The sequence below is a fragment of the Aeromonas sp. s7(2024) genome, from assembly GCF_040907825.1.
In the GTDB taxonomy this organism is placed as follows: domain Bacteria; phylum Pseudomonadota; class Gammaproteobacteria; order Enterobacterales; family Aeromonadaceae; genus Aeromonas; species Aeromonas veronii.
Genome location: NZ_JBFOCM010000040.1, coordinates 54,509 through 76,333 on the forward strand (window position 1 = coordinate 54,509; position 21,825 = coordinate 76,333).

Sequence of the window (21,825 nt, forward strand, 5' to 3'; positions counted from 1 at the left end):
GAAAGATTCAACGTGACCTGCTGGCATTCTCTCACAGCAGGGGGAGGGTGAGCAGACCCCTCAAGAGGTGACTGCGAACGCAACAGACAAAAAAAGCCCCGCCAAAGCGGGGCTGATGCAGATTAGCCCTTGAGCACCGCGGCCATGGCGTCAGCCACATAGTCGACGTTGCGGCTGTTGAGGCCCGCCACGCACATGCGGCCGGAGCGTACCAGATAGACGGCGAACTCCTCGCGCAGGCGATCTACCTGCTCCGGGGTGAAGCCGGTGTAGCTGAACATGCCGCGCTGGTTGATGAAGTAGCTGACATCGCGGCCCGGCACCTTGGCGCTCAGCACCTCGAACAGCTTCTGGCGCATTGCCTTGATGCGGGTGCGCATCTCGGTCACTTCATCGACCCACATGGCGTGCAGCTCGGGCTGGCTCATCACCGCCGCGGTGATCTGGCCACCGTGAGTGGGAGGGCTGGAGTAGTTGCGGCGTACGGTGGCCTTCATCTGGCCCAGCACCCGGCTCGCCTCTTCGGCATCTTTGCAGATGACCGACAGGCCACCGCAGCGCTCGCCGTAGAAGGAGAGGTTCTTGGAAAACGAGTTGCTGACGAAGAAGCTGACACCGGCGGCCACCATGGCGCGGATGGCGTAGGCGTCCTCTTCCAGTCCGTCACCGAAGCCCTGATAGGCGATGTCCATAAAGGGGATCAGGTTCTTCTCGACCACCAGAGTGATGACCCGATCCCACTGGGCGCGGGAGAGATCCACCCCGGTCGGGTTGTGGCAGCAGGGGTGCAGCAGCACGATGCTCTTGGCCGGCAGGCTGCTCAGGCAGTCGATCATCGCATCGAACTGCACGCCGCCAGTGGCCGCATCGTAGTAGGGGTAGTCGTGCACCTTGATGCCGGCTCCCTCGAACATCGCTTTGTGGTTGTCCCAGGTCGGATTGCTGACCCACACCTCGGAGGTCGGGAAGTAGCGCTTGAGCAGATCGGCGCCGATCTTCAGCGCACCGGAGCCGCCGATGGTCTGGATGGTGGCGATACGCCCCGCTTTGACCGCTTCATGGTCGGCACCAAACAGCAGGTGTTGCACTGCGGTGCGGTAGTTGGCGGCGCCTTCCATCGGCTGGTAGGGGCGCGGCGCCGGGGCGGCGGCGCGCTGGGCTTCGGCCTGCTGCACCGACGGCAGCAGCGGAATGCGCCCCTGCTCGTCGTAATAGAGGCCAATCCCCAGGTTCACCTTCTGCTCGCGGGTGTCTTTGTGGAAGGTCTCGACTAGCGTCAGGATGGGGTCGCCAGCATAGGCATCGACGTGTTCAAACATGGGGGATCCTTGAAATTGACTGTCCAGTAAAACCGGCGGTCAGCCGGGCTGGACATCATGGCGCAAAGCTGGCGGTGGCTCAAGCCCGACGCTGGTCGAGTCTGAAGGGATGGCGCCGCCATCCTGCTTACTTCAAATAGGATCGCAGGACGCTGACCACTTGATCCAGCTCCTCCAATCGCTCGGAAGGGGTGGCATCGGGGGCGCCGAGATGCTCGCGCATATGCCCCTCCAGCACCTCCAGCATCAAGCCGTTGACGGCTCCGCGAATGGCGGCGATCTGCTGCAAGATAGCGGTGCAGTCGCTCTCCTGCTCCAGTGCACTCTCCAGCGCACCGGCCTGTCCCTTGATGCGGCGCACCCGTGCCAGCAGCTTCTTTTTGTCGTGAATGGTGTGGGACATGACGGATCCTCTCGATCAATAAAACTATACTGGGGTATAGTATATTGCATCATCGCTCTCAGGAGAAATCCATGTCATCCCTCGCTCAATCCCACTGCCATCAACCCGTCATCCACGAGGGCAATCCGCTGGCCGAACAGAAGACCCGCTGGGCCGTATTGCTGACCGTCATCATGATGGTGGCGGAGATTGGCGGCGGCTGGTTCTACAATTCCATGGCGCTGCTGGCCGATGGCTGGCACATGAGCTCCCACGCACTGGCGCTCGGCCTCTCGGTGCTGGCTTACCGCGCCGCCCGCCATTTCGCCCGTGACCACAGATTCAGCTTCGGCACCTGGAAGATCGAGGTGCTGGGTGGCTTCACCAGCGCCCTGTTGCTGGTGGGAGTGGCCGGGTTGATGCTGTTCGAGTCGGTGTTCCGGCTGCTCGATCCCAGCCCGATCCACTATCAACAGGCGATCGCTATCGCGCTGGTGGGGCTGCTGGTGAACCTCGCCTGTGCCTGGCTGCTGAAGGATGATCACGGCCACCATCATGAGCATCACGACCATCATCATGACCATGACGATCACCACGGCCATCAGGATCTCAACCTGCGCGCCGCCTATATCCACGTGCTGGCGGATGCGGCCACTTCCGTGCTGGCGATTCTGGCGCTGGTGGGGGGCATGCTGTGGGGGGCCGACTGGCTGGATCCGCTGATGGGCATAGTGGGTGCCGTGCTGGTCGCGGTGTGGGCCTGGGGGCTGTTGCGCGACTCCGGTCGGGTGCTGCTGGATGCCGAGATGGATACCCCGCTGGTGGCGGAGATCCGCGAGGTCATCGCCGAACTGCCGGGGACTGCTCTTCGCGATCTGCATGTCTGGCGGGTAGGGCAGCAGCAGTATGCCTGCGTGCTCTCTTTGCTGATGGTCAATCCGCTACCGGCGCAGCAGATCCGTGAGCGGCTGGCGATCCATGAAGAGCTGGTACATGTGACCATCGAGATCGCCAGCGAACAGGATAAATAACGGGGGCCGTTGGCCCCCCTGGTTTCAGTGCCGTTGGTTCCCTGATGTCAGTGCGGCTGCCCTGTGATCTCATCCTGGGGCTTGTGTTGCCACACAGCGCCGAGCAGCAGCTTGAGCAGTAGCCCGGGCGGGTTGTCCAGCAGCTTGCCGGACTCCAGCAGCAGCTGACCATCGGCGCGAAACCCGAGGCTGGCATCTATGGTGCCATCCTCCGAGACCACCTGGATCAGGCCATTGAGGGCGGAGCGTTCACCGGGCTGACAGCGCAGCCGCAGTTCGCGGGGTTCCCCCAGCAGGGTGAAGGCGCGGCTCAGCGGGGGCGAGTCTTCATAATCGGGCCAGTTGAAGAAGTGATACTGCTCGGCCAGGGTGCCAGCCTGCTGGCAAAACTGGTCGAACAGCTGCCCGATCGCCTGATACTCCTGATCGAGTCGTCTTGCCTGCTCTTCAATCCGTTTCATTGTTTACTCCTTGTCTATCCACTTGATCAGACATTGCTTTTCTGACCCCGTGACTGCCGTTTTCCAGATATGAGGCCAAATGGCCGCGAGGTCTGTGAGCCGGATCGAAGTTTCAGTCTGAAAACGTTATCTTGTTGAAACTGGATGGTTTTTTTGCCCTTCCGCTCACATTTGAATCGATTGCCGCTGATTAATATGGCACCGCCTGGCAATGACCGGGTGCTCGACTATCGAGACTAACTACAGCGGGAATTATAAAAATATGGATATGAAAAAGACCAAAGTGGCGCTGGTAACAGCCTCACTGCTCGCGCTTTTGTCTGGCTGTAATGACAACAGCACATCTACTTCTACACCTGAACCTTCTGATGGACCTGTCGCTCGCTTGCCCAAGATGGATCCCCCCAAGGAGCTGCTGCAAGCAGGCCCCAACGAGGTAGTCATTGCGCTGGTTGATACCCAGTCGGCAGCCAAAGGGGCCAAGGCACCGTTTGACAGCCACAGCCTGCACCTTTGGAACAACGACGCCTGCCAGGCAACGGCTGATAGTGGCCTGAACAGCGGGTGGGATGACAAGAGCAAGACACCTGCCACTGCCGACAGCTTTGGTCCGGCCTGGGTTGTTCCGCTCAAAAATGTGGAAGGGTGCATCAATTTTATCGCTCGCAACGGTGATCTGGCCAACCTGACCGGCAGCGATATGAAGGTGAGCTTCAGTGAGCACCCGGATCGCACCGTGGCCATCGTTGCGGGCAAGAAAGATCTGTTTGGCAGCCGTGCCGAAGCCTTTACCGCCGCCTTTGGCGTGGCGGGGGCCAGCGCTCATCTAATCGATGGCAATACCCTGATTTGGCAAGGGGGCAAAGACAAGCCCCACGTTCGCCTCTATTACACCGACTCGGGCACCATCAAGGCCAATGCCGATGGGGTGTTCGATTTCCCCTATATCAGCCTGATCGCGACCAGCCTCACTGCCGAGCAGCAGGCCAAATATCCGCATCTCAAGGATGCCGCCGCCTTTGCCCTGCCTGCCGGTAAAGATCTCAAGCCCCTGCTCAAGGGGGAACTGGTGGCTATCGGCACCGATGCCGACGGTATCCTGCAGGGGGCAACCCTGGTGCAGAGCGCCGGTGCTCTCGATGCCCTCTATGCGACAGAGGCGACCAAGCTGAGCTATGGCGCCGTGGTGGAGGGTAACCGGGTGACCTTCCGCCTCTGGGCGCCGACCGCCAAGTCGGTCAAGCTGGCCCTCTACAACGCCAGCCACCAGAAGAGTGGTGAAGTGGCCATGACCTTCGACAGCGCCAGCGGCAGCTGGAGCTACGAGGGGGGCAGCGAGCTGATCGGCCAGTTCTACCGCTACGACATGGAGGTCTACCATCCGCTGAGCCGCAAGGTCGAGCACTACGAGGTGACCGATCCCTACTCCTTGAGCCTCGCGATGAACTCCGAGTTCAGTCAGGTAGTGGATCTCGACGATCCGGCCCTGAAACCGGAAGGATGGGACAGCCTCAAGGCGCCCCACAGCCAGCAGAACCCCGCCGACATCACCATCTATGAGGCCCATATTCGCGACCTGACCGGTAACGATGCCTCCACCGATGAAGAGAAGCGCGGCAAATTTGTCGGCCTGACCCAGCCTGACTCTGTACCTGTCAACCATCTGAAAGCGCTGGCAAAAAGCGGCGTCAGCCACCTGCACCTGCTGCCGGTGTTCGATATCGCCACCGTCAACGAGGATCCGGCCAAGGTGGCCAATCTCGGCGATGACTTCAGCAAGCTCTGTCAGGTCAATCCGGATGTGAAAAACTCGAAGTTTGGCGGCTATTGCGGTGGCGGTCAGACCGTGGGAGATGTGCTGGCCGACCTGCAAGGGGGCGACAGCAAGGATAATCCGCAGGTGCAGGAGCTCTCCGGCTATCTGCGCGGCGTCGACTCCTTCAACTGGGGTTATGATCCCTACCACTACACCACGCCGGAAGGCTCCTACGCCACCAACGCCGAGGGGACCAAACGTATTCTGGAGTTCCGCGAGATGGTCAAGGCCATCAAGCAGAACATCGGCATGAACGTGGTGATGGACGTGGTCTACAACCACACCAACGAATCCGGGCTCGGCCCCAAGTCGGTGCTCGACAAGATAGTGCCCTGGTACTATCAGCGCCTCAATCCGGAGACCGGCTCGGTGGAGAACTCCACCTGCTGCTCCAACACGGCGCCGGAACACGTCATGTTCGCCAAGCTGATGGATGACTCTCTGGTCACCTGGGCGCGCGACTACAAGATCGACGCCTTCCGCTTCGACCTGATGGGCCACCATCCGAAAGATCAGATGGTGCAAGCGCTGGCCGCGGTGAAGAAGGTCAATCCCGAGATGTACTTCTACGGCGAGGGGTGGAACTTCGGCGAAGTGCAGGATGACAAGCGCTTCGTGCAGGCTACCCAGAAGCATCTGGGGGGTACCGGTATCGGCTCCTTCTCGGACCGCTTGCGCGATGCGGTGCGCGGCGGCAGTCCGTTCGACGGCGGCGATACCATTCGCAAGACCCAGGGCTTTGGCAACGGTGCTTTCGTCGATCCTAACGAAATGAGCAAGGTGGATCTGGCTACGGCCTTGCACCAGTCCGATCTGGTGCGGCTCGGCATGGCGGGCAACCTCAAGGAGTTCGTGCTGACCGACAAGGATGGCATGCCGAAGAAAGGCGCCGAGATCGACTACAACGGCCAGCCTGCCGGTTATGCCCAGGATCCGGTGGAGGTGCAGAACTATGTCGACAAGCACGACAACCAGACCCTGTTCGATAACCTGATCTACAAGGCCCCTGCCGGAGCCGATCTGGTGCGGATGCAGGGGGTCTCGCTGGCGACTGCCATGCTGGGTCAGGGCATTCCCTTCACCCACGCCGGTGTCGAGCTGCTGCGTTCCAAATCCATGGAGCGGGACAGTTATGACTCGGGCGACTGGTACAACAAGGTCGACTACACCCTGGGCGACAACAACTTCGACAAGGGGTTGCCGCGCAAGGACAAGGATGGCGACAACTATCCGCTGATCGAGCAGGTGCTCGGCAAGCATGCCAAGCCGGGCTCGGCCGAGATGGCGCAGATGGTGAGCTTCTATCAGGAGCTGGCGGAGCTGCGCAACTCCTCCCGCCTGCTGCGTCTGGGCAGTGGCGCCGAGGTGATCAAGCGGGTCGACTTCCGCAATACCGGCCCGGATCAGGTGCCCGGCCTTATCGTCATGACGGTGGATGATGGCGTCAGTGCCGGGGGTGATCTGGATCCGGCCATCGACGGTCTGGTGGTGATGATCAACGCCAGCAACCAGAGCCAGAGCATCGGCGACTTCCGTGACGGCAACGATCAGCCCATCGATCTGAGCGGTATGGTGCTTAGCAGCAAGCATCGCGCAGTCGACAGCATCGCCAGCGGCGCCGCCTATGATAATGGCCAGCTGACGCTGGGGGCCTGGTCTGCCGCCGTGTTCGTCAAGCCGCAGAATGGCGCCCAGGGAGCGGGTCTGCCGGTCAGCAAGAAGACCGACCTGAGCACGCTGCCACCGTTTGGCAACACCGATGTTTATCTGAAGGGGTTCCTCGATGAGTGGGGCAACACCAACCAGATGACCTTCAGCGGCAACTTTATGTACGAGTTCACTACCGAAGTGAGCACCGACAAGCTGGGTACCACCAACGTCAAGATCGCTGACGCCAGTTGGGGGCCGGTCAACTACGGCAGCTGCAACACCGGTGACAAGTTGGTGGTCGGCACTCCGCTGACCCTTTGCAAGGGGGGAGAAACCGGCAATATCGGTGTCGATCTGGCCAAGGCAGGCAGCTACAAGTTTGTCTTCACCGCCATGAACAAGGACAAACCGACCCTGAGCGTCAGCTTCACCGAGCCGGTGCAGAGCTGCAAGGTGCTGGAGACGGTGGCGGGCAATCCGCTCGGCTACAACCTGTTCGTCAAGGGTGAGCTTTCAGGCTGGAATGCCCAACCCCAGTACCAGCTGAGCTACAAGGGGATGGACGGCGATCTCGCCATCTATCAGGCGGCGTTCAACTATGCCGGTAGCACCGAGTTCAAGGTCGCCAACGAGGACTGGAGCAAGGAGTACCTGCTCAACGGTGGTGGCGCGGTGAACGCTGAAACCGGCTATTCGTTCGCCTTCTCCAAGGGGGGCAGTGCCAATAACAGCATCACCCTGCCGCAGGGGCTGTGGAGTGTGCTGGTGAAGGTTGACCCGGCTGGCGTCAAGGCGGGCACAGCCGTCATTCAGGAGTGCAGCGTCAAGTAAGCAAGCCATTGAGTCCGGGGGATGGCTCGGCGCCCCCGGGTTGAATTCCACCTCGCCAAGGGTGGGATAACTCCGAGAGAGTAAGCAAAGCGCGACTGCCGACCGGCAGGCGCGCTTTTTCTTTTACGGGGTGCCGTGAGAGGAATGGGAGGAAAAAGAAAAGCCGTCCCGGTTGGGGGACGGCTTTTGGCTGGGATGCCATTGGCTGGCTTAACGCTTGCGCAGCAGCCGCAAGGCGTTGGCGGTCACCAGCGCGGTGGCGCCGGTATCGGCCAGCACCGCAATCCACAGGCCGGTGATGCCGAGCAGGCTGGTGACCAGAAAGATGGCCTTCAGCCCCAGCGCCAGCGCAATATTCTGGTGAATATTGGCCAGTGCCGCCCGCGACAACCGGATCATCGCGGCGATGCCGCCGAGCTGGTTGTGGGTCAGCGCCGCATCGGCGGTCTCCAGCGCCACATCGGTGCCGCCCCCCATGGCGATGCCGATACTGGCCCGCTTCATGGCGGGGGCATCGTTGATGCCATCGCCGATCATGGCAACCTTCCGGGTGCTGGCCAGCTTGGCGATCTCTTCTACCTTGTTCTCCGGCAGCAGACCGGCGCGCCAGCCCATGCCCAGCTCGGTGGCGATCGCCTCGGCGGCACGGGGGTTATCGCCGGTCAACATGATGCTGTTGAGCCCGAGCCGGTTGAGCTCTTGCAGCGCAGCCGCCGCCTCCGGCCGGATCTGATCCCGCAGCGCCAGCAGGGCAACCGGCGACGCCTGAGCATCGCTGCTCTGGCAGAGCACGACCACCGTCTTGCCCTGCCGCTCCAGCGAAGCAATCCGGGTTTGCTGTTCCATATTCAGGGCCGCCACCCGGCTCGGTGCCAGCAGTTGCCACAGTTCACCGTTGATGCGTCCCTCAACCCCCATGCCTGGCAGTGCGCGCAGGTCGCGGGCCTCCGCCAGCGTCAGCCCCTGTTCGGTCGCGTTGGCGACCACGGCGCGGGCCAGCGGGTGGTGGGAGCCCTGCTCGATGGCAGCCGCCAGTGCCAGCAACTCGGTCTCCGGTTGGCCATTGAGGCTCACCAGCTCGGTCAGTTGCGGCTTGCCCAGCGTCAGGGTGCCAGTCTTGTCAAAGGCGACGGTGTCGATATGGGCCAGTCGCTCCAGCGCAGCACCACCCTTGATCAGAGCCCCCTGACGGGTGGCCGCGGCCAGTGCCGAGGTAACCGCTGCCGGGGTGGAGATGACCAGCGCGCAGGGGCAGCCGATCAGCAGCAGCGCCAGTCCGCGATAGATCCACTCATCCCAGCTCTGGCCGAAGGCGAGCGGTGGAATAATGACGACCAGCATGGCGATCAGCATCATGGCCGGGGTGTACCAGCGGCTGAAGCGGTCGATAAAGCGCTCGATGGGCGCGCGCTGGCTTTCGGCCTCCTCGATGAGGTGCAGAATGCGGTCGATGGCGTTGTTGCCGGGCTCGGAGACGACTTCAAGGCGCAGCACTCGATCGGCAGCCAGACTGCCGGCCGGCACCTTGTCACCCTGACGACGCTCCACCGGAATGGATTCACCGGTCAGGGCGCTCTCGTCAAACGCGCCGAGGGCGTCGAGCAGACGAGCATCGGCCGGCAAGCGGGCACCCGGGGCGATTTCGATAATATCGCCGGGACGCAGCTCATCGGCGCCGACCTCTTCGCGCACCTCGCCCTCAGCAGTGGTACGGATCCGCAGCGCCTTGTCAGGCACCAGCGCCATCAGGGCTGTGACCCCGGCACGGGCGCGTCCGGCGGCGTAGGCCTCCAGATGTTCACCCAGCATAAAGAGCAGCAGCACCATGGCCGCTTCCGCGGTTTCGCCGAGGAACAGGGCCCCCACGGCGGCGACCGTCATCAGGGTCTCGATGGCGAAGGGGGAGCCGCTTTTGGTCAGCGCCCACGCCTTGCGGGAGATGGGCCACAGACCCCAGAGGGTCGCCAGGGTAAAGAGTGGCTGACCGAACTCTTTCGGCAGCAGGGCGGCGACCAACATCAGGCCGGCCAGTGACAGGGGCTGCCAATATTTGCCCAGGGTGGTCAGCAGCGGGCTTTGGCGTGTTGCTTCCTTTGTGATTGTGTGGGCTGTATTGGCCTGAGCACCCTTTAGCTGGAAACCGGCGGCCAGCACGGCGGCGGTGACGGGATCGGGGGAGAGACCGGGGGCCAGATCCACTACCAGCTTCTCGGTGGCAAACAGCACGCGGGCCTGCTGCACGCCGCTCACCCGGCTGACGGCGGTCTCGATCTTGCGGGCGCAGCTAGGGCAATCCATCCCCAACATCTGCCAGCTGTGGCGGCTGTTGCCTTGTTCCGGTGCAACCAGCGGGTCGGCAGGGGGCATATCGTGCTCGTGATCATGCTTATGATCGTGAGCCGGCGATAAGGGTGCACTGCAGCACGCTTTATCGTGGTAACTTCCTCGGGGAGGCTCTTCATCCCCGGGGGATTCATTGCCGTCACGGGATGCGTGTTCATGAGGCGTCGGGGTTGAACAGCAACTGACGGGCGTGGTGTTGTCGCAGCAGTGGCTATCGTGGTGATGCTCACTCTGGCCGGGGGCCGCCTTGCTGACGGCTTTGATGGGGGCGGCGTGCTGATGATTGCAGCAGGATTTGCTCATGATGAGTCCCTCTTGATGGATCCCGCCCCTGCGAGATCCCTGATTACCGAGAAGGAGTCTAAACCTTGGTGTTAAGTCCAAGGTCAACCCCTTTATATCCCTTGTCTTCGCGGGTGTTTGTCTGGTCTCGCCGCCCCTATACTGATCACTCGGATTTTTACTACACCAATAAAGGACATAACACATGAGCAACTCAGTCACTCTGCAAGGCAACCCGGTCTCCGTCGCTGGTCACTTCCCGGTCGCCGGTGAGCAAGCCAAGCCATTCTCCCTGGTGGCCAAGGATCTCTCCGACGTGACCCTGGCAAGCTTTGCCGGTCAGCGTAAAATCCTGAACATCTTCCCGAGCGTCGATACCCCGACCTGCGCGACCTCTGTGCGTAAGTTCAACGAGCAGGCCAGCGCGCTGGAGAATACTGTCGTGCTGTGCATCTCCGCCGATCTGCCGTTCGCCCAGTCCCGCTTCTGTGGCGCCGAAGGTCTGGACAAGGTAGTGACCCTCTCCACCCTGCGCGGTGCGGCCTTCATGGAAGATTACGGCGTTGCCTTCTCTTCCGGCCCGCTGGTCGGTCTGACCGCTCGCGCCATCGTGGTGCTGGATGGTGACAACAAGGTGCTGCACAGCGAGCTGGTCGCCGAAGTGGCCGACGAGCCGAACTACGCTGCGGCGTTGGCCGTGCTGTAAGGCTGCAAGCCATAAAAAATCCCGCTTCGGCGGGATTTTTTATGCGGGAATTGTCTGTTCAGGGGGTAGTAGGCGGGGTGGTTGCTGGTTCAACCTTGGCGGCTGGGGAGGGTTGCCACTCCACATAGGGGCGGTGGATCTTCTCGTAGATCTCGGCCAGTTTGCCGGTGGCGGCCAGCTGATCGATGGCTTGCCGGAGAAATTCGTCCATCTCATCACCAGCAGCCCCTTTCTGGATGATGAAGACATCCTCGAAATCCCCGAAAAATTCTCGCCTGATATTGGTCAGCCCCAGCTGCTTGAGCATCAGGTCGGCCTCCTCTTGTGCCCAGACAAAGGCGTCGATACGGCCGCGTGAGAGCTTGCGCAGTGACTGCTCGATACTCATCGAGCGCTGCACCGGGAAGGGCATATAGTCGGGTACGGCCTCGATCAGCAGATCCCGTTTGGTGGGCACTATGCCATAGGCCATATCCGTGGTGACTGGATAACTGGTATTGCTGTAAATCACATGGGCAACCTTGCCAAAACTGCGGGTGCTGAAGCGATAAGCCAGCATATCGATATCCTTGAGGTTGCGGATGGCGGGCAGCCCCAGATCAGCCTTGCCGGAGATCACCCCAGCCATGGCACGGGCGATGGGGTAGATGGTGATCTTGATGGTTACATCGGGGTAGAGGTCATCGATGGCGTGCACCAGGTCGACAAAGGGGCCTGTCTTGTCGGCATTGATCAGCCCCGGCAGCTCGCCAAGGTGGGCATTGAGGATGCGCGCCGGTTTCGGCGGCTCGGGGGCGGCGTCGTTCTCCGGAGTCTGCGACAGGCCGAGAGTCGCGCTGCCGAGCAGGGTGACCACGAGCAGCAGAAGGGGGATGTGTCTGGTCATGGCGGGTCTCTCTTGGTGATGGGTCAGCTAAAGTGTAGTCATCCGGTCGCCAGCCCCCCTCGGCCAGGCCATCATGGATAGGGTTTTACTTCTCGGCCCCCGCTCACTAGACTTCGCCTCCCACTTCTTTGTTGACGTAGCGCCATGACCTTTAGCGAACTTGCCCTTCATCCCGACTTGCTTGCCTCTTTGCCCGTCACCTTGCAGACGCCGACCCGCATCCAGCAGCTGGCCATTCCGGCGGCGCTGGCGGGGCAGGATCTGCTGGCGCTGGCCCAGACCGGCAGCGGCAAGACCCTGGCGTTTGGCTTGCCGCTGTTGCAACGGCTGGATCCCGCCTCCAGTCAGGTACAGGGTCTGGTGCTTGTGCCAACTCGCGAGCTGGCGATTCAGGTCACTGCCGCGCTAAAAGAGGGTGCCGAGGCGCTGGGGCTGCGTATCGTGACGCTGTGTGGGGGCGTTGCGCAGGAGCGGCAACAGGCCGAGCTGGCGCTGGGGCCACAGCTGCTGGTCGCCACGCCGGGGCGGCTGCGGGATCTGCTGACCCAGCAACTGTTGGGGCTGGATGGTTTGCAACTCTTGGTGCTGGATGAAGCGGATCGCCTGCTGGAGATGGGCTTTGCTCCCGACATCAAGGCACTGCTCGGCTTTATTCCGGCGGATCGCCAGACCCTGCTCTTCTCCGCCACCTTGCCTGCCGAGCTGGAGGCGCTGGCCAACGGCCTGCTGCGCGAGCCTACCCGTATCGAGGCCAACCCCCTTAACAGCGTGGTGAACGAGATCGAAGAGCGGCTCTATCTGGTCAACAAGAGCAGCAAGGTACCGGCGCTCATCAGCTTGCTCAAGGAGCAGGCGTGGCCGCAGGTGCTGGTCTTTATCAGTGCGCGGGATGATGCCGACGGGGTTGCCAGAAAGCTGGCCAAGGCGGGCATTGCGGTGGCAGCCCTCCATGGCGAGAAGGAGCAGGCGGTGCGCGAGCAGGCGCTCGGCGATTTCAAAGAGGGCAAAATTCGGGTGCTGGTGGCCACCGACCTGATGGCGCGCGGCATCCATGTGGAGGCGCTGCCGGTGGTGATCAATCTGGACTTGCCCGCCAGCGCACCTGTCTATGTACACCGCATCGGTCGTACCGCCCGGGCTGGCCGCGAGGGGCTGGCCATCTCGCTGGTTTGTCATGGCGAGAGTGACATGCTGCAAGCTATCCGCACCCTGACAGGCCGCGAGCTGCCGTTGGGCGATCTGGCTGGATTCCCGGTTACCGACCAGCCTGCCAGCGGGGAGGGCAAGCGCCCCCCGCGTGACAAGCAGGCCAATCGCCGTACTCAGGCCAAACGCAGCGTCAAGCAGTTCAAGGGCAAGCGCTGACCTCAGGGTTTGCCTTGCTCCCGCGCGAAGAAGTCACGACGCCACTGGCTCAACACCTCCTCCTTGTGTTGTTGCCACAGCGCAGGATCCATCTGCTGTTGGCTGGCCGCCAGTTGCTGCTCCAGCTCGGCCAGCTCTCGCTGGTAGCGGCTGCGTTGAGCGAGCTGCTGCTGGCGCGCCCCGGCAAACACCAGCGTGGCTTCGGCCTGCTCTGAGGGCAGGAAGTGGCGGGCCAGGGTAGCCAGCTCCTCATCTCCCCACAGCTGACGAGCTTGCTGCAGGCGGGCATCCGGGTTGAACAGATCCACCGCCAGATCCGGATGATCCGCTGCCCACCGGTCCTGCAAGCGGCTGAGGGCGTCCAGCCGCTCGGCCAGCGGCAACTGCTCGCTCTCTTGCGCCAACTGATCCAGCGCCAGGGCATAGCGCCCCTGTAGCCGGATCAGGCTCTCACCCTCGCTCAGCCACCCGGCCTCTGTTGCTTCCAGATTGCTCACACGCTGCGCCAGCGGCAACTCGCTGTCGCTGATCTCGCTGGCAAGCTGGTTGATCAGTTCATCCGGCATCGCCTGCCAGCTGCTGGGCACTTCTTTGCTTTTGCCATCCATCCCCTCAGCGTTTGGCATTCGGGGAGGCGGGCTCCCCGGTTCTGTTGGCAACTGCATATCGGCCAGAGAGGGCGTCGTCGACCGTTCTGGCGATATCGGAGACGGCTCTTCCTGCCAGCCCAGATTCACCAGCAAAAGGGTCAGGATAGCCAGCGCCAGTATCCCGTAACGGCGAGTCATCGGCTGATCTCTCCCTTGACCGGGAAGTGGTCTGAGAGGTTGCTGGCGGGCCAGAGGCTGCCATCGCTGCTGCGCGGGATCCAGACCGTGTTGAGGTTGTGGCTGGCGCTGCCGTATTCCCGGCTCACTACCAGATAGTCCAGATACTCTACGTTGGCGCCACCGGAGAGCGGGCCACCGGCATAGGGGTTGATCCTGGGGTCGAAGGTGGCTTCGGTATAGCCGCCATAGGCGGGTTCATGGGCGTTCAGATTGGCCAGCATGTTGGCGTAGTCATCGGCAAACTTGCGTTTGTTGACGTTGAAGTCACCGCCGTAGATGACGGTGTCGCTGGCGGGGATCTTGAGGCTGGCAGCCAGAGAGCGGATCTGACCGAACTGGATCTGCCGCAGCTTGCGCGCCTCGTCGGTGTCGAAGCTGGCGGTGTGGGTGGCGAACAGGTGCCACGCCTTGCCCCCCTTGATCACCTCGGCGTACATCACCCCCTTGTCGGCGAAGCAGTCGGTGCCGGTGCATTGGGGATAGACCAGCTGGGCCTCCCGCACTATGGGATAGCGGCTGACGCTCACCACGCCGCCGTCATGAATGTTGACCCCGGGCTTGTCGAGTACCTTGGTCTGGTAGGGGTACTCTTTCGCCAGCGCCTGTAAAAAGCCCTCGCGGCGGCCATCGAATACCTCTTGCAGCAGCAGGGCGTCGTAACCCTTGAGATAATCAGGCAGCAAGGTCAACCGCATCGCCGATGCTGGAGGCGATCACAGGCAGCGCCCAGACGTTGTAGCTGGCCACCTTGAGCCTATTTTCTGCCGGTTCCGGTTGCTCCCGTTTTTGGGGGGGCGTGATCATATAGTGCAGATCGTCGTAGCGGCCGGTGAACTTGGCGGCAAATGCCAGCTCTTGTGGCCCCGCAACGCGGTGGATCGCTCGATCGTTTTGCCAACCGGATGCGCCGGTCGGCGTTTCGCCACCGTGCTGCAAGGTGGTGTTCCACCAGGTTCCCTCCATCAGCTGGTTGAGCCGATAGACGTCGCCACCCGCTGTGGTCACACGGGTTTCGAACAGATAGCTCTTGCCCGCCTTGACCCCCTCATAGCGATTGAAGCTGAGTACCATGGCGCTCTCCCATGGGCCCAGCTCTGTGCGGTGCTGAAGCCACTGACTGCCGGGTTGCAGCTGGCCGCTGCCGCTTTGGCGGATGTCGATCTGAAGCGGTTCAGGACTGTTGTTGGTGAGATAGACATCGGTATCGGCCAGTGCCAGTTGCGGGAACTGGCTGACCAGCAGCAGGGCGGCATAACTGAGGGTTTTCTGCATCACAGGATCCTTTTGGTTGCAGGGCAATGGAAAGTGACTGTTATGGCGAATGCAGAGGTCAGTTTGTTTACATTTTGGTTACAAGTAAATGAATTGGTTTTGTTTGGAGCTTTGTGGAGGTGTAAAGCGAGCGAGGCAGCACGCTTAAAGAGAGGCAGCACGCTTAAAGAGAGAGGGAAGAGCGAGGGAAGGCGCCCGTGTCAGGCGCCTTCAGGAGTTAGCGGTGGGCCAGCGGGTAGGTGAAGAGCGCCAGATGGGCGAAGTTGAAGGCGAAGTGGATCAGGATGGCCACGGAGAGTCGCCCGCTGAGCTGGAATGCCAGGCCATAGCAGCAGCCTGCCAGGGTCGCAAACAGCGCCAGCAGTGGGCCACCGGGCAAGTGGATGGCTCCGAACAGTAGCGCGGCCACGACGATGCCAATCCAGGGGCGGTAACGTTCGGTCAGCCCCTGCTGGATCGCGCCGCGAAACAGCGCCTCTTCCGCCACGCAGGTGAACAGCAGATTGTTGAGTGCAAACAGCCACCACCAGTGGGGCAGACCCACTTCCGGTTTCAGTGCTCCCAATTGCCAGGCGATGACCAGCAGGGTACCCAGCGGCAGCAGTAACAGGGCCAGCGGGCGCCAGCGGATTGCGCCCCCCTTGCCCAGCAGCATCGGGCAGGCCAGCAGCAAGCCAAAGAGCAGCAGCGGTTTGTCGAGGTTCAGATACATGTTGAACGGCACGCTGGCGGGGCCTGCCAGCGCCTGATCCAGCACCTTGAGATTGTTGAAGCCGGGGATCAGGTGCAGGGTCAGCGCAATCGCCCAGAGGATCAGCACCACTCTGGCCGCTATCGCCCGGCGGGCGGGGAGGGCTGGCGTACGCCACGCCAGCAGTAATCCTGCGACCGAGATCAGCAGGGCGGGTAGCGTCATTCGGTCAAGCCACAGTGCCAGCAGCAGGGAGAGTCCCAGCAAGGCAAAGGCGGGAAGACGCTGGCGGAAGAGGGCAAGCAGCACGGCCAGTGCCAGCGCGCCCCAGATAAATGAGTCGGGAAGGGGTAACATTGGATCTCCTTGATCGAGGCAGGCGGCAACCTTAACAAGTGGACGTCAGCAGGACAACCGCGCAGGAGGTGGTCGGATCCCTTCTCTATACTCATCAACAGGGTAAAGGGAGAGCAGCTGATGAAGCACTGTCTGTGGTTGTTGTGTTGTTGGTGTGTCTGGCTGCAGGCGGCACCCTTGCTGCTGGTGACTGGTGAGTTCACCCCGTATACCGGCAAGGCACTGCCTGAAGGCGGCGAGAGCACCCGGCTGGTGACGACCCTGCTGCAAGAGGCAGGTTATCGGGAGATCCAGGTCGACTACCTGCCCTGGCCCCGCGGCTATCAGTTGACCCGCAATGGGTTGGTTGCGGCCACCTTCCCCTACGCCTGGACTGCCGAGCGGGCCAAGCTCTTCCACTACAGCGCTCCCATTCATATAGATCGCCTCTCCTGGTTCACCTATCGGGGGAGCGAGGCCATTCAGGCTGGCCGCTGGCAAGGGTTGCGTGTCTGTATTCCGCTGGGGTGGAGCACCAGCCATGCCGACGGGGTGATCAAGCGTTTCGGGCTGGATCTGCAGCGCCCCAAGACCCTGGCACAGTGTCTGCAACTGCTGGATCGCAAACGGATCGATCTGCTGCCGATGAACGAGACGGTGACCCGGGATGCCAGCCGCCAACTGTTTGGCGACCCCTGCCATCTGCAGGCATTGCCCCACTTTCGCCAGAGCGACACTTTTTATCTGATCATTTCACGGCAGTACCCGGAGGCCGCCAGCCTGCTTGAGCGCTTCAATCATGCCCTGGCTGCCGCCCGTGCCGATGGCCGCTATGACCAACTGATCTCCCGAGCCGGAAAGGGGATCGATTGCCGTTGAGAGTGCCTAGGCGGAAAACAAAAAGCCGGAGCAGTGGCTCCGGCTTTCTTTATGCCTTCAGGGACGCTTAGCGGCCTGATTCTGCGATCACGCGGGCGATGATATCGGCGCGCTTGCCGGCTTCCAGTTCGCCCAAGGCGATCAGGCCAGCCTTGAAGATGACGTTCTTCGGCAAGCTGACGTCGTCCAGCGTGGCGATCGCTTCAACGTGCATGCCGTTCAGACGGCTGGCATCGCGCGGGCTCAGGTTGACCTGAGTGTTCATCACCTGCTTGCCTTTCTTCTTGGGTTGGGCGGGTTTCTTCGGTTGATCCTGCTCGTCTTCCGGCAGCTCGTCATCAAAATCGTAAATAGACATAGTCAATCCTGTTGAGTTAGGCAAAAGGGCACATTTGCCCGACATTGGGTCAATCAGCCCATATCCTCGTTACGGATAAAGGCGCGCCAGGAGGTGAGCACCTGGGCAAAATCTTCCAGCCCACACATGGCCAGCTGTTCATCATCGTAGTAGGCGAGATCGTCAAGATCCTCACCCAGCTCGATATTGAGGGCGTTGGCTTTCACCTCCGCCTCTTCATGGGTCAGCAGCAGGGAGTAGTCACCGCCGTTGAGCCGGTATTCGACTCGGGTGCGGTTGGAGAGCTGATCAATGATGGAGAAGAGCTCGTCGAGCTTCTCCTCATCCTTGCCAACCTCGTCGATCAGCCACTGACCGATGGCTTCATGGCCCATGGAGAACCGGGCGCGATAGCCACCAAACGGGTCTCGGCGAAATTCATAATCCATAGCACAGTCCAGATCGGAGGGATGGGCCATCACGGGCAGGCGGGTGCAAGCACGCAATTCCTGCTCCATGGCGGGGCACACATCGGGTAAAGTGGCCTATTCTAGCGATCCCCCTCTCGCTTGTCTTGATGATGTGGCATCTTTGCGCCCATGTGCCCTGAATCGCCCCGTGGTGGTGCCGCCAGATCAGTTCCTTGTCCGGAGATGTTATGCAGCTAAACGATAATCTTGCCCGCCAGATCGTCGCACGGGCGATGAAGATCCTGTCGTTCTCGGTCAACGTGATGGACGAACATGGCCTCATCATTGCGTCCGGCAATCCGGAGCGGATTCATCAGCGCCACGAAGGGGCCGTGCTGGCGCTGACCGAAAACAGGGTGGTGGAGATCAGCGAAGCGACAGCCTTGCAGCTCAAAGGGGTGCGACCCGGCATCAATTTACCCATCTCCTATCAGGGGGAGCTGATCGGGGTGATCGGCATCTCCGGCGATCCGGAGGAAGTGCGTGCTTACGCCGAGCTGGTGCGAATGACCGCCGAGCTAATCCTGGAGCAGGCGGCGCTTACCGAGCAGTTGCAGTGGGACAAGCGCCACAAGGAGGAGCTGGTGTTGCAGCTCATTCGTGGTGAGGGGCGAGTCGATCAATTGCAGCAGGCGGCCCGCTTTCTCGGGCTGGAGTTGGCCCAGCCTCGGGTGGTAGCCGTGCTGGCGCTGGAGGAGGCGGATCCGGCGCGTCTGCGGGAGCTGGTCCATCAGCTGGAAAATCCGGAGCGGGACAATCTGGTCGCCATCAACGGGCTCGACGAGATAGTGGTGCTCAAACCGGCACAATTGAGTGATGGCGTCTGGCAATCGGCGCAGGAGCGCAGCCGGATCAAGCAGTTGCTGGCGCGCATTCCCCACTTCAAGGTGCATATCGCGGTGGGCGATTACTTCGCCGGGATCGACGGGCTGGCGCGCTCTTACCAGACGGCGCGAGATACCCTGCGCCGTGGCATGCGGCAGGCGCCGCGCAAGCAGGTCTACTTCTTTGAGGATTACCGTTTGCCAGTGCTGCTGGGCAGTCTGGCGGACTCCTGGCAGGCGGATCAGCTGCGCACACCGCTGCAGAAACTGGCCCGGGAAGATGGCAAGGGGGCGCTGCAGAAGACCCTGCGCCACTATTTCTTGCAGGATTGTGATCTGCATCGCTGTGCCGAAGCCCTGTTCATTCACCCCAATACCCTGCGCTATCGGCTGGGGCGGATAGAGCAGATAACCGGGTTGAATTTCAACAAGTTAGACGAAAAATTTTTGCTCTATCTCGGCCTTAATCTCGACTTGTGATTGTGAAGTTGGATAAAAAAACACGTTTTCATGACGCAATTTTTGGTTTGTAAGCCAAAGCATTCTGATTGCAGATCTCCATAATGGCGGCCATTCACTCCCATTGAAGGTGTCCGTCATGATCCCGGTTACAGCCCTTGGCGCCATCGCAGCGCTCTCCATCGCCATCATCCTCATTTTGAAGAAGGTGCCGCCCGCTTACGGCATGATCGTGGGGGCTTTGGCCGGTGGCCTGATTGGCGGTGCCGATCTGACCCAGACCGTCGCCCTGATGATCGGCGGTGCCCAGGGGATCACCACAGCTGTGATGCGGATCCTGGCGGCCGGTGTACTGGCGGGCGTGCTGATCGAATCGGGCGCCGCCACCACTATCGCCGAGACCATCGTCAAGAAGCTGGGTGAAACCCGCGCCCTGCTGGCGCTGGCGCTGGCAACCCTGATCCTGACTGCGGTCGGCGTGTTCGTGGATGTGGCCGTCATCACGGTGGCTCCCATTGCGCTGGCCATCGCCCGCCGTGCCGATCTCTCCAAGGCGGCCATCCTGCTGGCGATGATCGGCGGCGGCAAGGCGGGCAACGTGATGTCCCCCAACCCCAACGCCATTGCCGCGGCTGATGCCTTCCATCTGCCCCTCACCTCTGTGATGGCGGCGGGCATCATTCCGGGCCTGTTCGGTCTGGTGATGGCCTACTGGTTGGCCAAGCGTCTTAACAACAAGGGCAGCAAGGTTGCCGCCGACGAGGTGGTGAGCTTTGCCGGTGCCAAGTTGCCGGGCTTTGCCGCCGCCATCAGTGCACCGCTGGTCGCCATCCTGCTGCTGGCCCTGCGGCCGGTCGCCGGTATCGTGGTGGATCCGCTGATTGCGCTGCCGCTCGGTGGTCTGGTCGGTGCCCTGATGATGGGTAAATTTAGCAAGGTGAACCAGTTTGCGGTCTCCGGCCTCGCCCGCATGGCGCCGGTTGCCATCATGCTGCTGGGTACCGGTACCCTGGCGGGCATCATTGCCAACTCCGGCCTGAAAGATGTGCTGATCAGCGGCCTGACAGCCTCCGGTCTGCCTTCTTACCTGCTGGCGCCCATCTCCGGTGCCCTGATGTCACTGGCGACTGCCTCGACCACCGCCGGTACCGTGGTGGCCTCCAACGTATTCAGCTCCACCCTGATTGAACTGGGGATCAGCAGTCTGGCCGGGGCGGCGATGATCCATGCCGGTGCCACTGTGTTTGACCACATGCCCCACGGCTCTTTTTTCCATGCCACCGGTGGCAGCGTCCACATGGGGGTAGGTGAGCGCCTGAAACTTATCCCTTACGAAACTGCAGTCGGTCTGACCATTGCCACTGTCTCCACCCTGATGTTTGGCGTGTTTGGCCTCGCCTAAGGAATTGATATGAAAATTGTTATTGCCCCCGATTCATTCAAGGAGAGTCTGAGCGCCATGGTGGTGGCTGATGCCATCGAGGCTGGTTTCAAACAGGTGTTGCCAAACGCTACCTACGTCAAATTGCCGATGGCCGATGGCGGTGAAGGCACGGTGCAATCGCTGGTCGATGCCACCGGTGGCCGGATCCTGCCGGTCGAAGTGACCGCGCCCCTTGGCAACAAGGTGCAGGGCTTCGTCGGCCTGCTGGGTGATGGCGAGCGCGCCGTCATCGAGATGGCCGCCGCCTCCGGCATCCATCTGGTGGCGCCCGAGCAGCGCAATCCGCTGCTCACCTCCAGCTTCGGCACCGGCGAGCTGATCCTGGCCGCGCTGGAGATGGGGGTTAAGCACCTTATTCTCGGTATCGGCGGCAGCGCCACCAATGACGGCGGTGCCGGCATGATCCAGGCGCTCGGCGGCAAGCTGCTCAAAGCGGATGGTGCGCCTATTGCTCTGGGTGGCGCAGGTCTCAGTGAGCTCGCGACCATCGATCTGAGCAGTCTGGATCCGCGTCTGAGCGATCTGGTTATCGAGGTAGCGTGCGATGTGAACAACCCGCTCTGCGGCCCGAAAGGCGCCTCTGCGGTGTTTGGCCCGCAAAAGGGGGCGACCCCCGAGATGGTGGCGCAGCTCGATGCCAACCTCTCCCGTTATGCCGACTGCATTGAGCAGGCCCTTGGCAAGCAGGTGAAGGATATTCCGGGGGCGGGCGCTGCCGGTGGCATGGGGGCCGCGCTGGTCGGTCTGCTTGGTGCCGAACTCAAGCCTGGCATTCAGATCGTGATTGAAGCCCTGAAGCTGGCCGAGGAAGTGGCCGATGCGGACCTGGTTATCACCGGCGAAGGGCGCATCGACAGCCAGACCATCCATGGCAAGACGCCAATCGGTGTCGCACGTTGCGCCAAGCAGTTCGGCAAGCCGGTGATCGGCATCTCCGGTTGCCTGACCGACGATTGCGGCGTGGTGCACGAGCACGGGCTGGATGCAGTTTTCGCCGTGGTCAACCGTGCCATGTCTCTGCCGGAAGCGCTGGAGAGCGCCAGCACCAACATTCAACTCACTGCGCGCAACGTAGCAGCGCTCTATCAGCTCAAGGGCTGATCCGGTTCGGCCGATGCGCCCCATCGGCCACTCAATATCCCCGTTTGGGGCATCTCCCATCCCGCGAGATGTCTGACTGCCCTGGCACTTATTTGCCGATCCATAGTGAT

The 21,825-nt window shown here is 61.6% G+C and carries 17 protein-coding genes and 1 pseudogene; 8 read left to right on the forward strand and 10 right to left on the reverse strand.

Annotation, left to right across the window (positions count from 1 at the left end):
• Window positions 1-122: 122 nt before the first annotated feature.
• Window positions 123-1,319, reverse strand: a complete 1,197-nt coding sequence (locus AB5Y73_RS19005) for an amino acid aminotransferase (RefSeq protein WP_181497608.1) — start codon at window positions 1,317-1,319, stop codon at window positions 123-125.
• A gap of 127 nt (window positions 1,320-1,446) precedes the next feature.
• Window positions 1,447-1,722, reverse strand: a complete 276-nt coding sequence (locus AB5Y73_RS19010; RefSeq protein ID WP_181497607.1) for a metal/formaldehyde-sensitive transcriptional repressor — start codon at window positions 1,720-1,722, stop codon at window positions 1,447-1,449.
• Between the two features lie 71 nt (window positions 1,723-1,793).
• Here AB5Y73_RS19010 and dmeF point away from each other — a divergent pair, with 71 nt between their 5' ends.
• A complete protein-coding gene (gene dmeF, locus AB5Y73_RS19015; RefSeq protein ID WP_181497606.1) occupies window positions 1,794-2,732 on the forward strand; it encodes a CDF family Co(II)/Ni(II) efflux transporter DmeF in 939 nt (312 codons plus the stop codon).
• Window positions 2,733-2,779: 47 nt separating this feature from the next.
• On the opposite strand, the gene AB5Y73_RS19020 is transcribed toward dmeF, so the two are convergent.
• Window positions 2,780-3,193, reverse strand: coding sequence for a hypothetical protein (locus AB5Y73_RS19020; RefSeq protein WP_005348835.1), 414 nt, complete (start codon window positions 3,191-3,193; stop codon window positions 2,780-2,782).
• Between the two features lie 262 nt (window positions 3,194-3,455).
• Here AB5Y73_RS19020 and pulA point away from each other — a divergent pair, with 262 nt between their 5' ends.
• Window positions 3,456-7,490: a pullulanase-type alpha-1,6-glucosidase gene (gene pulA / locus AB5Y73_RS19025; protein ID WP_181497605.1), complete on the forward strand. Its 4,035-nt coding sequence runs from the start codon at window positions 3,456-3,458 to the stop codon at window positions 7,488-7,490.
• A 210-nt stretch (window positions 7,491-7,700) separates the two neighbouring features.
• Here the strand turns inward: pulA and AB5Y73_RS19030 are convergent, their stop codons facing one another.
• A complete protein-coding gene (locus tag AB5Y73_RS19030; RefSeq protein WP_181497604.1) occupies window positions 7,701-10,136 on the reverse strand; it encodes a zinc/cadmium/mercury/lead-transporting ATPase in 2,436 nt (811 codons plus the stop codon).
• Window positions 10,137-10,320: 184 nt separating this feature from the next.
• Between AB5Y73_RS19030 and tpx the strand changes: the two genes are divergently transcribed.
• A complete protein-coding gene (gene tpx, locus AB5Y73_RS19035; protein ID WP_005341463.1) occupies window positions 10,321-10,821 on the forward strand; it encodes a thiol peroxidase in 501 nt (166 codons plus the stop codon).
• A gap of 58 nt (window positions 10,822-10,879) precedes the next feature.
• Here tpx and AB5Y73_RS19040 read toward each other — a convergent pair whose 3' ends face one another.
• Window positions 10,880-11,707: a transporter substrate-binding domain-containing protein gene (locus AB5Y73_RS19040; RefSeq protein WP_181497603.1), complete on the reverse strand. Its 828-nt coding sequence runs from the start codon at window positions 11,705-11,707 to the stop codon at window positions 10,880-10,882.
• 144 nt (window positions 11,708-11,851) lie between these two features.
• On the opposite strand from AB5Y73_RS19040, the gene AB5Y73_RS19045 reads away from it, so the two are divergent.
• Window positions 11,852-13,072, forward strand: coding sequence for a DEAD/DEAH box helicase (locus AB5Y73_RS19045; protein WP_181497602.1), 1,221 nt, complete (start codon window positions 11,852-11,854; stop codon window positions 13,070-13,072).
• Window positions 13,073-13,074: 2 nt separating this feature from the next.
• Here the strand turns inward: AB5Y73_RS19045 and AB5Y73_RS19050 are convergent, their stop codons facing one another.
• The 3 genes and pseudogenes from AB5Y73_RS19050 to AB5Y73_RS19060 all read right to left on the reverse strand — a co-directional run bounded on the left by AB5Y73_RS19050 (window position 13,075) and on the right by AB5Y73_RS19060 (window position 16,222).
• On the reverse strand, window positions 13,075-13,860 hold the full coding sequence (locus AB5Y73_RS19050; protein ID WP_107683817.1) for a hypothetical protein: 786 nt from the start codon (window positions 13,858-13,860) through the stop codon (window positions 13,075-13,077).
• Window positions 13,857-15,174 (reverse strand): annotated as a pseudogene (locus AB5Y73_RS19055) (sphingomyelin phosphodiesterase). The gene AB5Y73_RS19050 and the pseudogene AB5Y73_RS19055 overlap by 4 nt, the downstream one beginning before the upstream one ends.
• 217 nt (window positions 15,175-15,391) lie before the next feature.
• Window positions 15,392-16,222: a CPBP family intramembrane glutamic endopeptidase gene (locus AB5Y73_RS19060; RefSeq protein ID WP_107683815.1), complete on the reverse strand. Its 831-nt coding sequence runs from the start codon at window positions 16,220-16,222 to the stop codon at window positions 15,392-15,394.
• Window positions 16,223-16,342: 120 nt separating this feature from the next.
• Between AB5Y73_RS19060 and AB5Y73_RS19065 the strand changes: the two genes are divergently transcribed.
• A complete protein-coding gene (locus AB5Y73_RS19065) occupies window positions 16,343-17,080 on the forward strand; it encodes an ABC transporter substrate-binding protein (RefSeq protein WP_107683814.1) in 738 nt (245 codons plus the stop codon).
• Between the two features lie 67 nt (window positions 17,081-17,147).
• Here the strand turns inward: AB5Y73_RS19065 and AB5Y73_RS19070 are convergent, their stop codons facing one another.
• Together AB5Y73_RS19070 and AB5Y73_RS19075 are read right to left on the reverse strand one after the other, a co-directional pair.
• The gene (locus tag AB5Y73_RS19070) at window positions 17,148-17,438 is read right to left on the reverse strand and encodes a hypothetical protein (protein ID WP_107683813.1); all 291 of its coding nucleotides are present in this window, start codon (window positions 17,436-17,438) and stop codon (window positions 17,148-17,150) included.
• A 53-nt stretch (window positions 17,439-17,491) separates the two neighbouring features.
• Window positions 17,492-17,866, reverse strand: a complete 375-nt coding sequence (locus tag AB5Y73_RS19075; protein WP_026034971.1) for a YacL family protein — start codon at window positions 17,864-17,866, stop codon at window positions 17,492-17,494.
• Window positions 17,867-18,075: 209 nt separating this feature from the next.
• On the opposite strand from AB5Y73_RS19075, the gene AB5Y73_RS19080 reads away from it, so the two are divergent.
• The 3 genes from AB5Y73_RS19080 (at window position 18,076) to AB5Y73_RS19090 (ending at window position 21,715) form a co-directional block, all read left to right on the forward strand.
• Window positions 18,076-19,191, forward strand: coding sequence for a sugar diacid recognition domain-containing protein (locus AB5Y73_RS19080; RefSeq protein WP_107683812.1), 1,116 nt, complete (start codon window positions 18,076-18,078; stop codon window positions 19,189-19,191).
• A 118-nt stretch (window positions 19,192-19,309) separates the two neighbouring features.
• Window positions 19,310-20,572, forward strand: a complete 1,263-nt coding sequence (locus AB5Y73_RS19085; protein WP_005340326.1) for a GntP family permease — start codon at window positions 19,310-19,312, stop codon at window positions 20,570-20,572.
• A gap of 9 nt (window positions 20,573-20,581) precedes the next feature.
• A complete protein-coding gene (locus AB5Y73_RS19090; protein WP_107683811.1) occupies window positions 20,582-21,715 on the forward strand; it encodes a glycerate kinase in 1,134 nt (377 codons plus the stop codon).
• The last annotated feature ends 110 nt before the right edge of the window (window positions 21,716-21,825 follow it).

Coding starts and splice junctions, on each gene's coding strand:
- AB5Y73_RS19045 (WP_181497602.1), top strand. CDS start 11,852: ATGACCTTTAGCGAACTTGCCCTTCATCCCGACTTGCTTGCCTCTTTG.
- AB5Y73_RS19040 (WP_181497603.1), bottom strand. CDS start 11,707: ATGACCAGACACATCCCCCTTCTGCTGCTCGTGGTCACCCTGCTCGGC.
- AB5Y73_RS19030 (WP_181497604.1), bottom strand. CDS start 10,136: ATGAGCAAATCCTGCTGCAATCATCAGCACGCCGCCCCCATCAAAGCC.
- dmeF (WP_181497606.1), top strand. CDS start 1,794: ATGTCATCCCTCGCTCAATCCCACTGCCATCAACCCGTCATCCACGAG.
- AB5Y73_RS19085 (WP_005340326.1), top strand. CDS start 19,310: ATGATCCCGGTTACAGCCCTTGGCGCCATCGCAGCGCTCTCCATCGCC.
- tpx (WP_005341463.1), top strand. CDS start 10,321: ATGAGCAACTCAGTCACTCTGCAAGGCAACCCGGTCTCCGTCGCTGGT.
- AB5Y73_RS19070 (WP_107683813.1), bottom strand. CDS start 17,438: ATGTCTATTTACGATTTTGATGACGAGCTGCCGGAAGACGAGCAGGAT.
- AB5Y73_RS19060 (WP_107683815.1), bottom strand. CDS start 16,222: ATGTTACCCCTTCCCGACTCATTTATCTGGGGCGCGCTGGCACTGGCC.
- pulA (WP_181497605.1), top strand. CDS start 3,456: ATGGATATGAAAAAGACCAAAGTGGCGCTGGTAACAGCCTCACTGCTC.
- AB5Y73_RS19065 (WP_107683814.1), top strand. CDS start 16,343: ATGAAGCACTGTCTGTGGTTGTTGTGTTGTTGGTGTGTCTGGCTGCAG.
- AB5Y73_RS19080 (WP_107683812.1), top strand. CDS start 18,076: ATGCAGCTAAACGATAATCTTGCCCGCCAGATCGTCGCACGGGCGATG.
- AB5Y73_RS19075 (WP_026034971.1), bottom strand. CDS start 17,866: ATGGATTATGAATTTCGCCGAGACCCGTTTGGTGGCTATCGCGCCCGG.
- AB5Y73_RS19005 (WP_181497608.1), bottom strand. CDS start 1,319: ATGTTTGAACACGTCGATGCCTATGCTGGCGACCCCATCCTGACGCTA.
- AB5Y73_RS19050 (WP_107683817.1), bottom strand. CDS start 13,860: ATGACTCGCCGTTACGGGATACTGGCGCTGGCTATCCTGACCCTTTTG.
- AB5Y73_RS19020 (WP_005348835.1), bottom strand. CDS start 3,193: ATGAAACGGATTGAAGAGCAGGCAAGACGACTCGATCAGGAGTATCAG.
- AB5Y73_RS19090 (WP_107683811.1), top strand. CDS start 20,582: ATGAAAATTGTTATTGCCCCCGATTCATTCAAGGAGAGTCTGAGCGCC.
- AB5Y73_RS19010 (WP_181497607.1), bottom strand. CDS start 1,722: ATGTCCCACACCATTCACGACAAAAAGAAGCTGCTGGCACGGGTGCGC.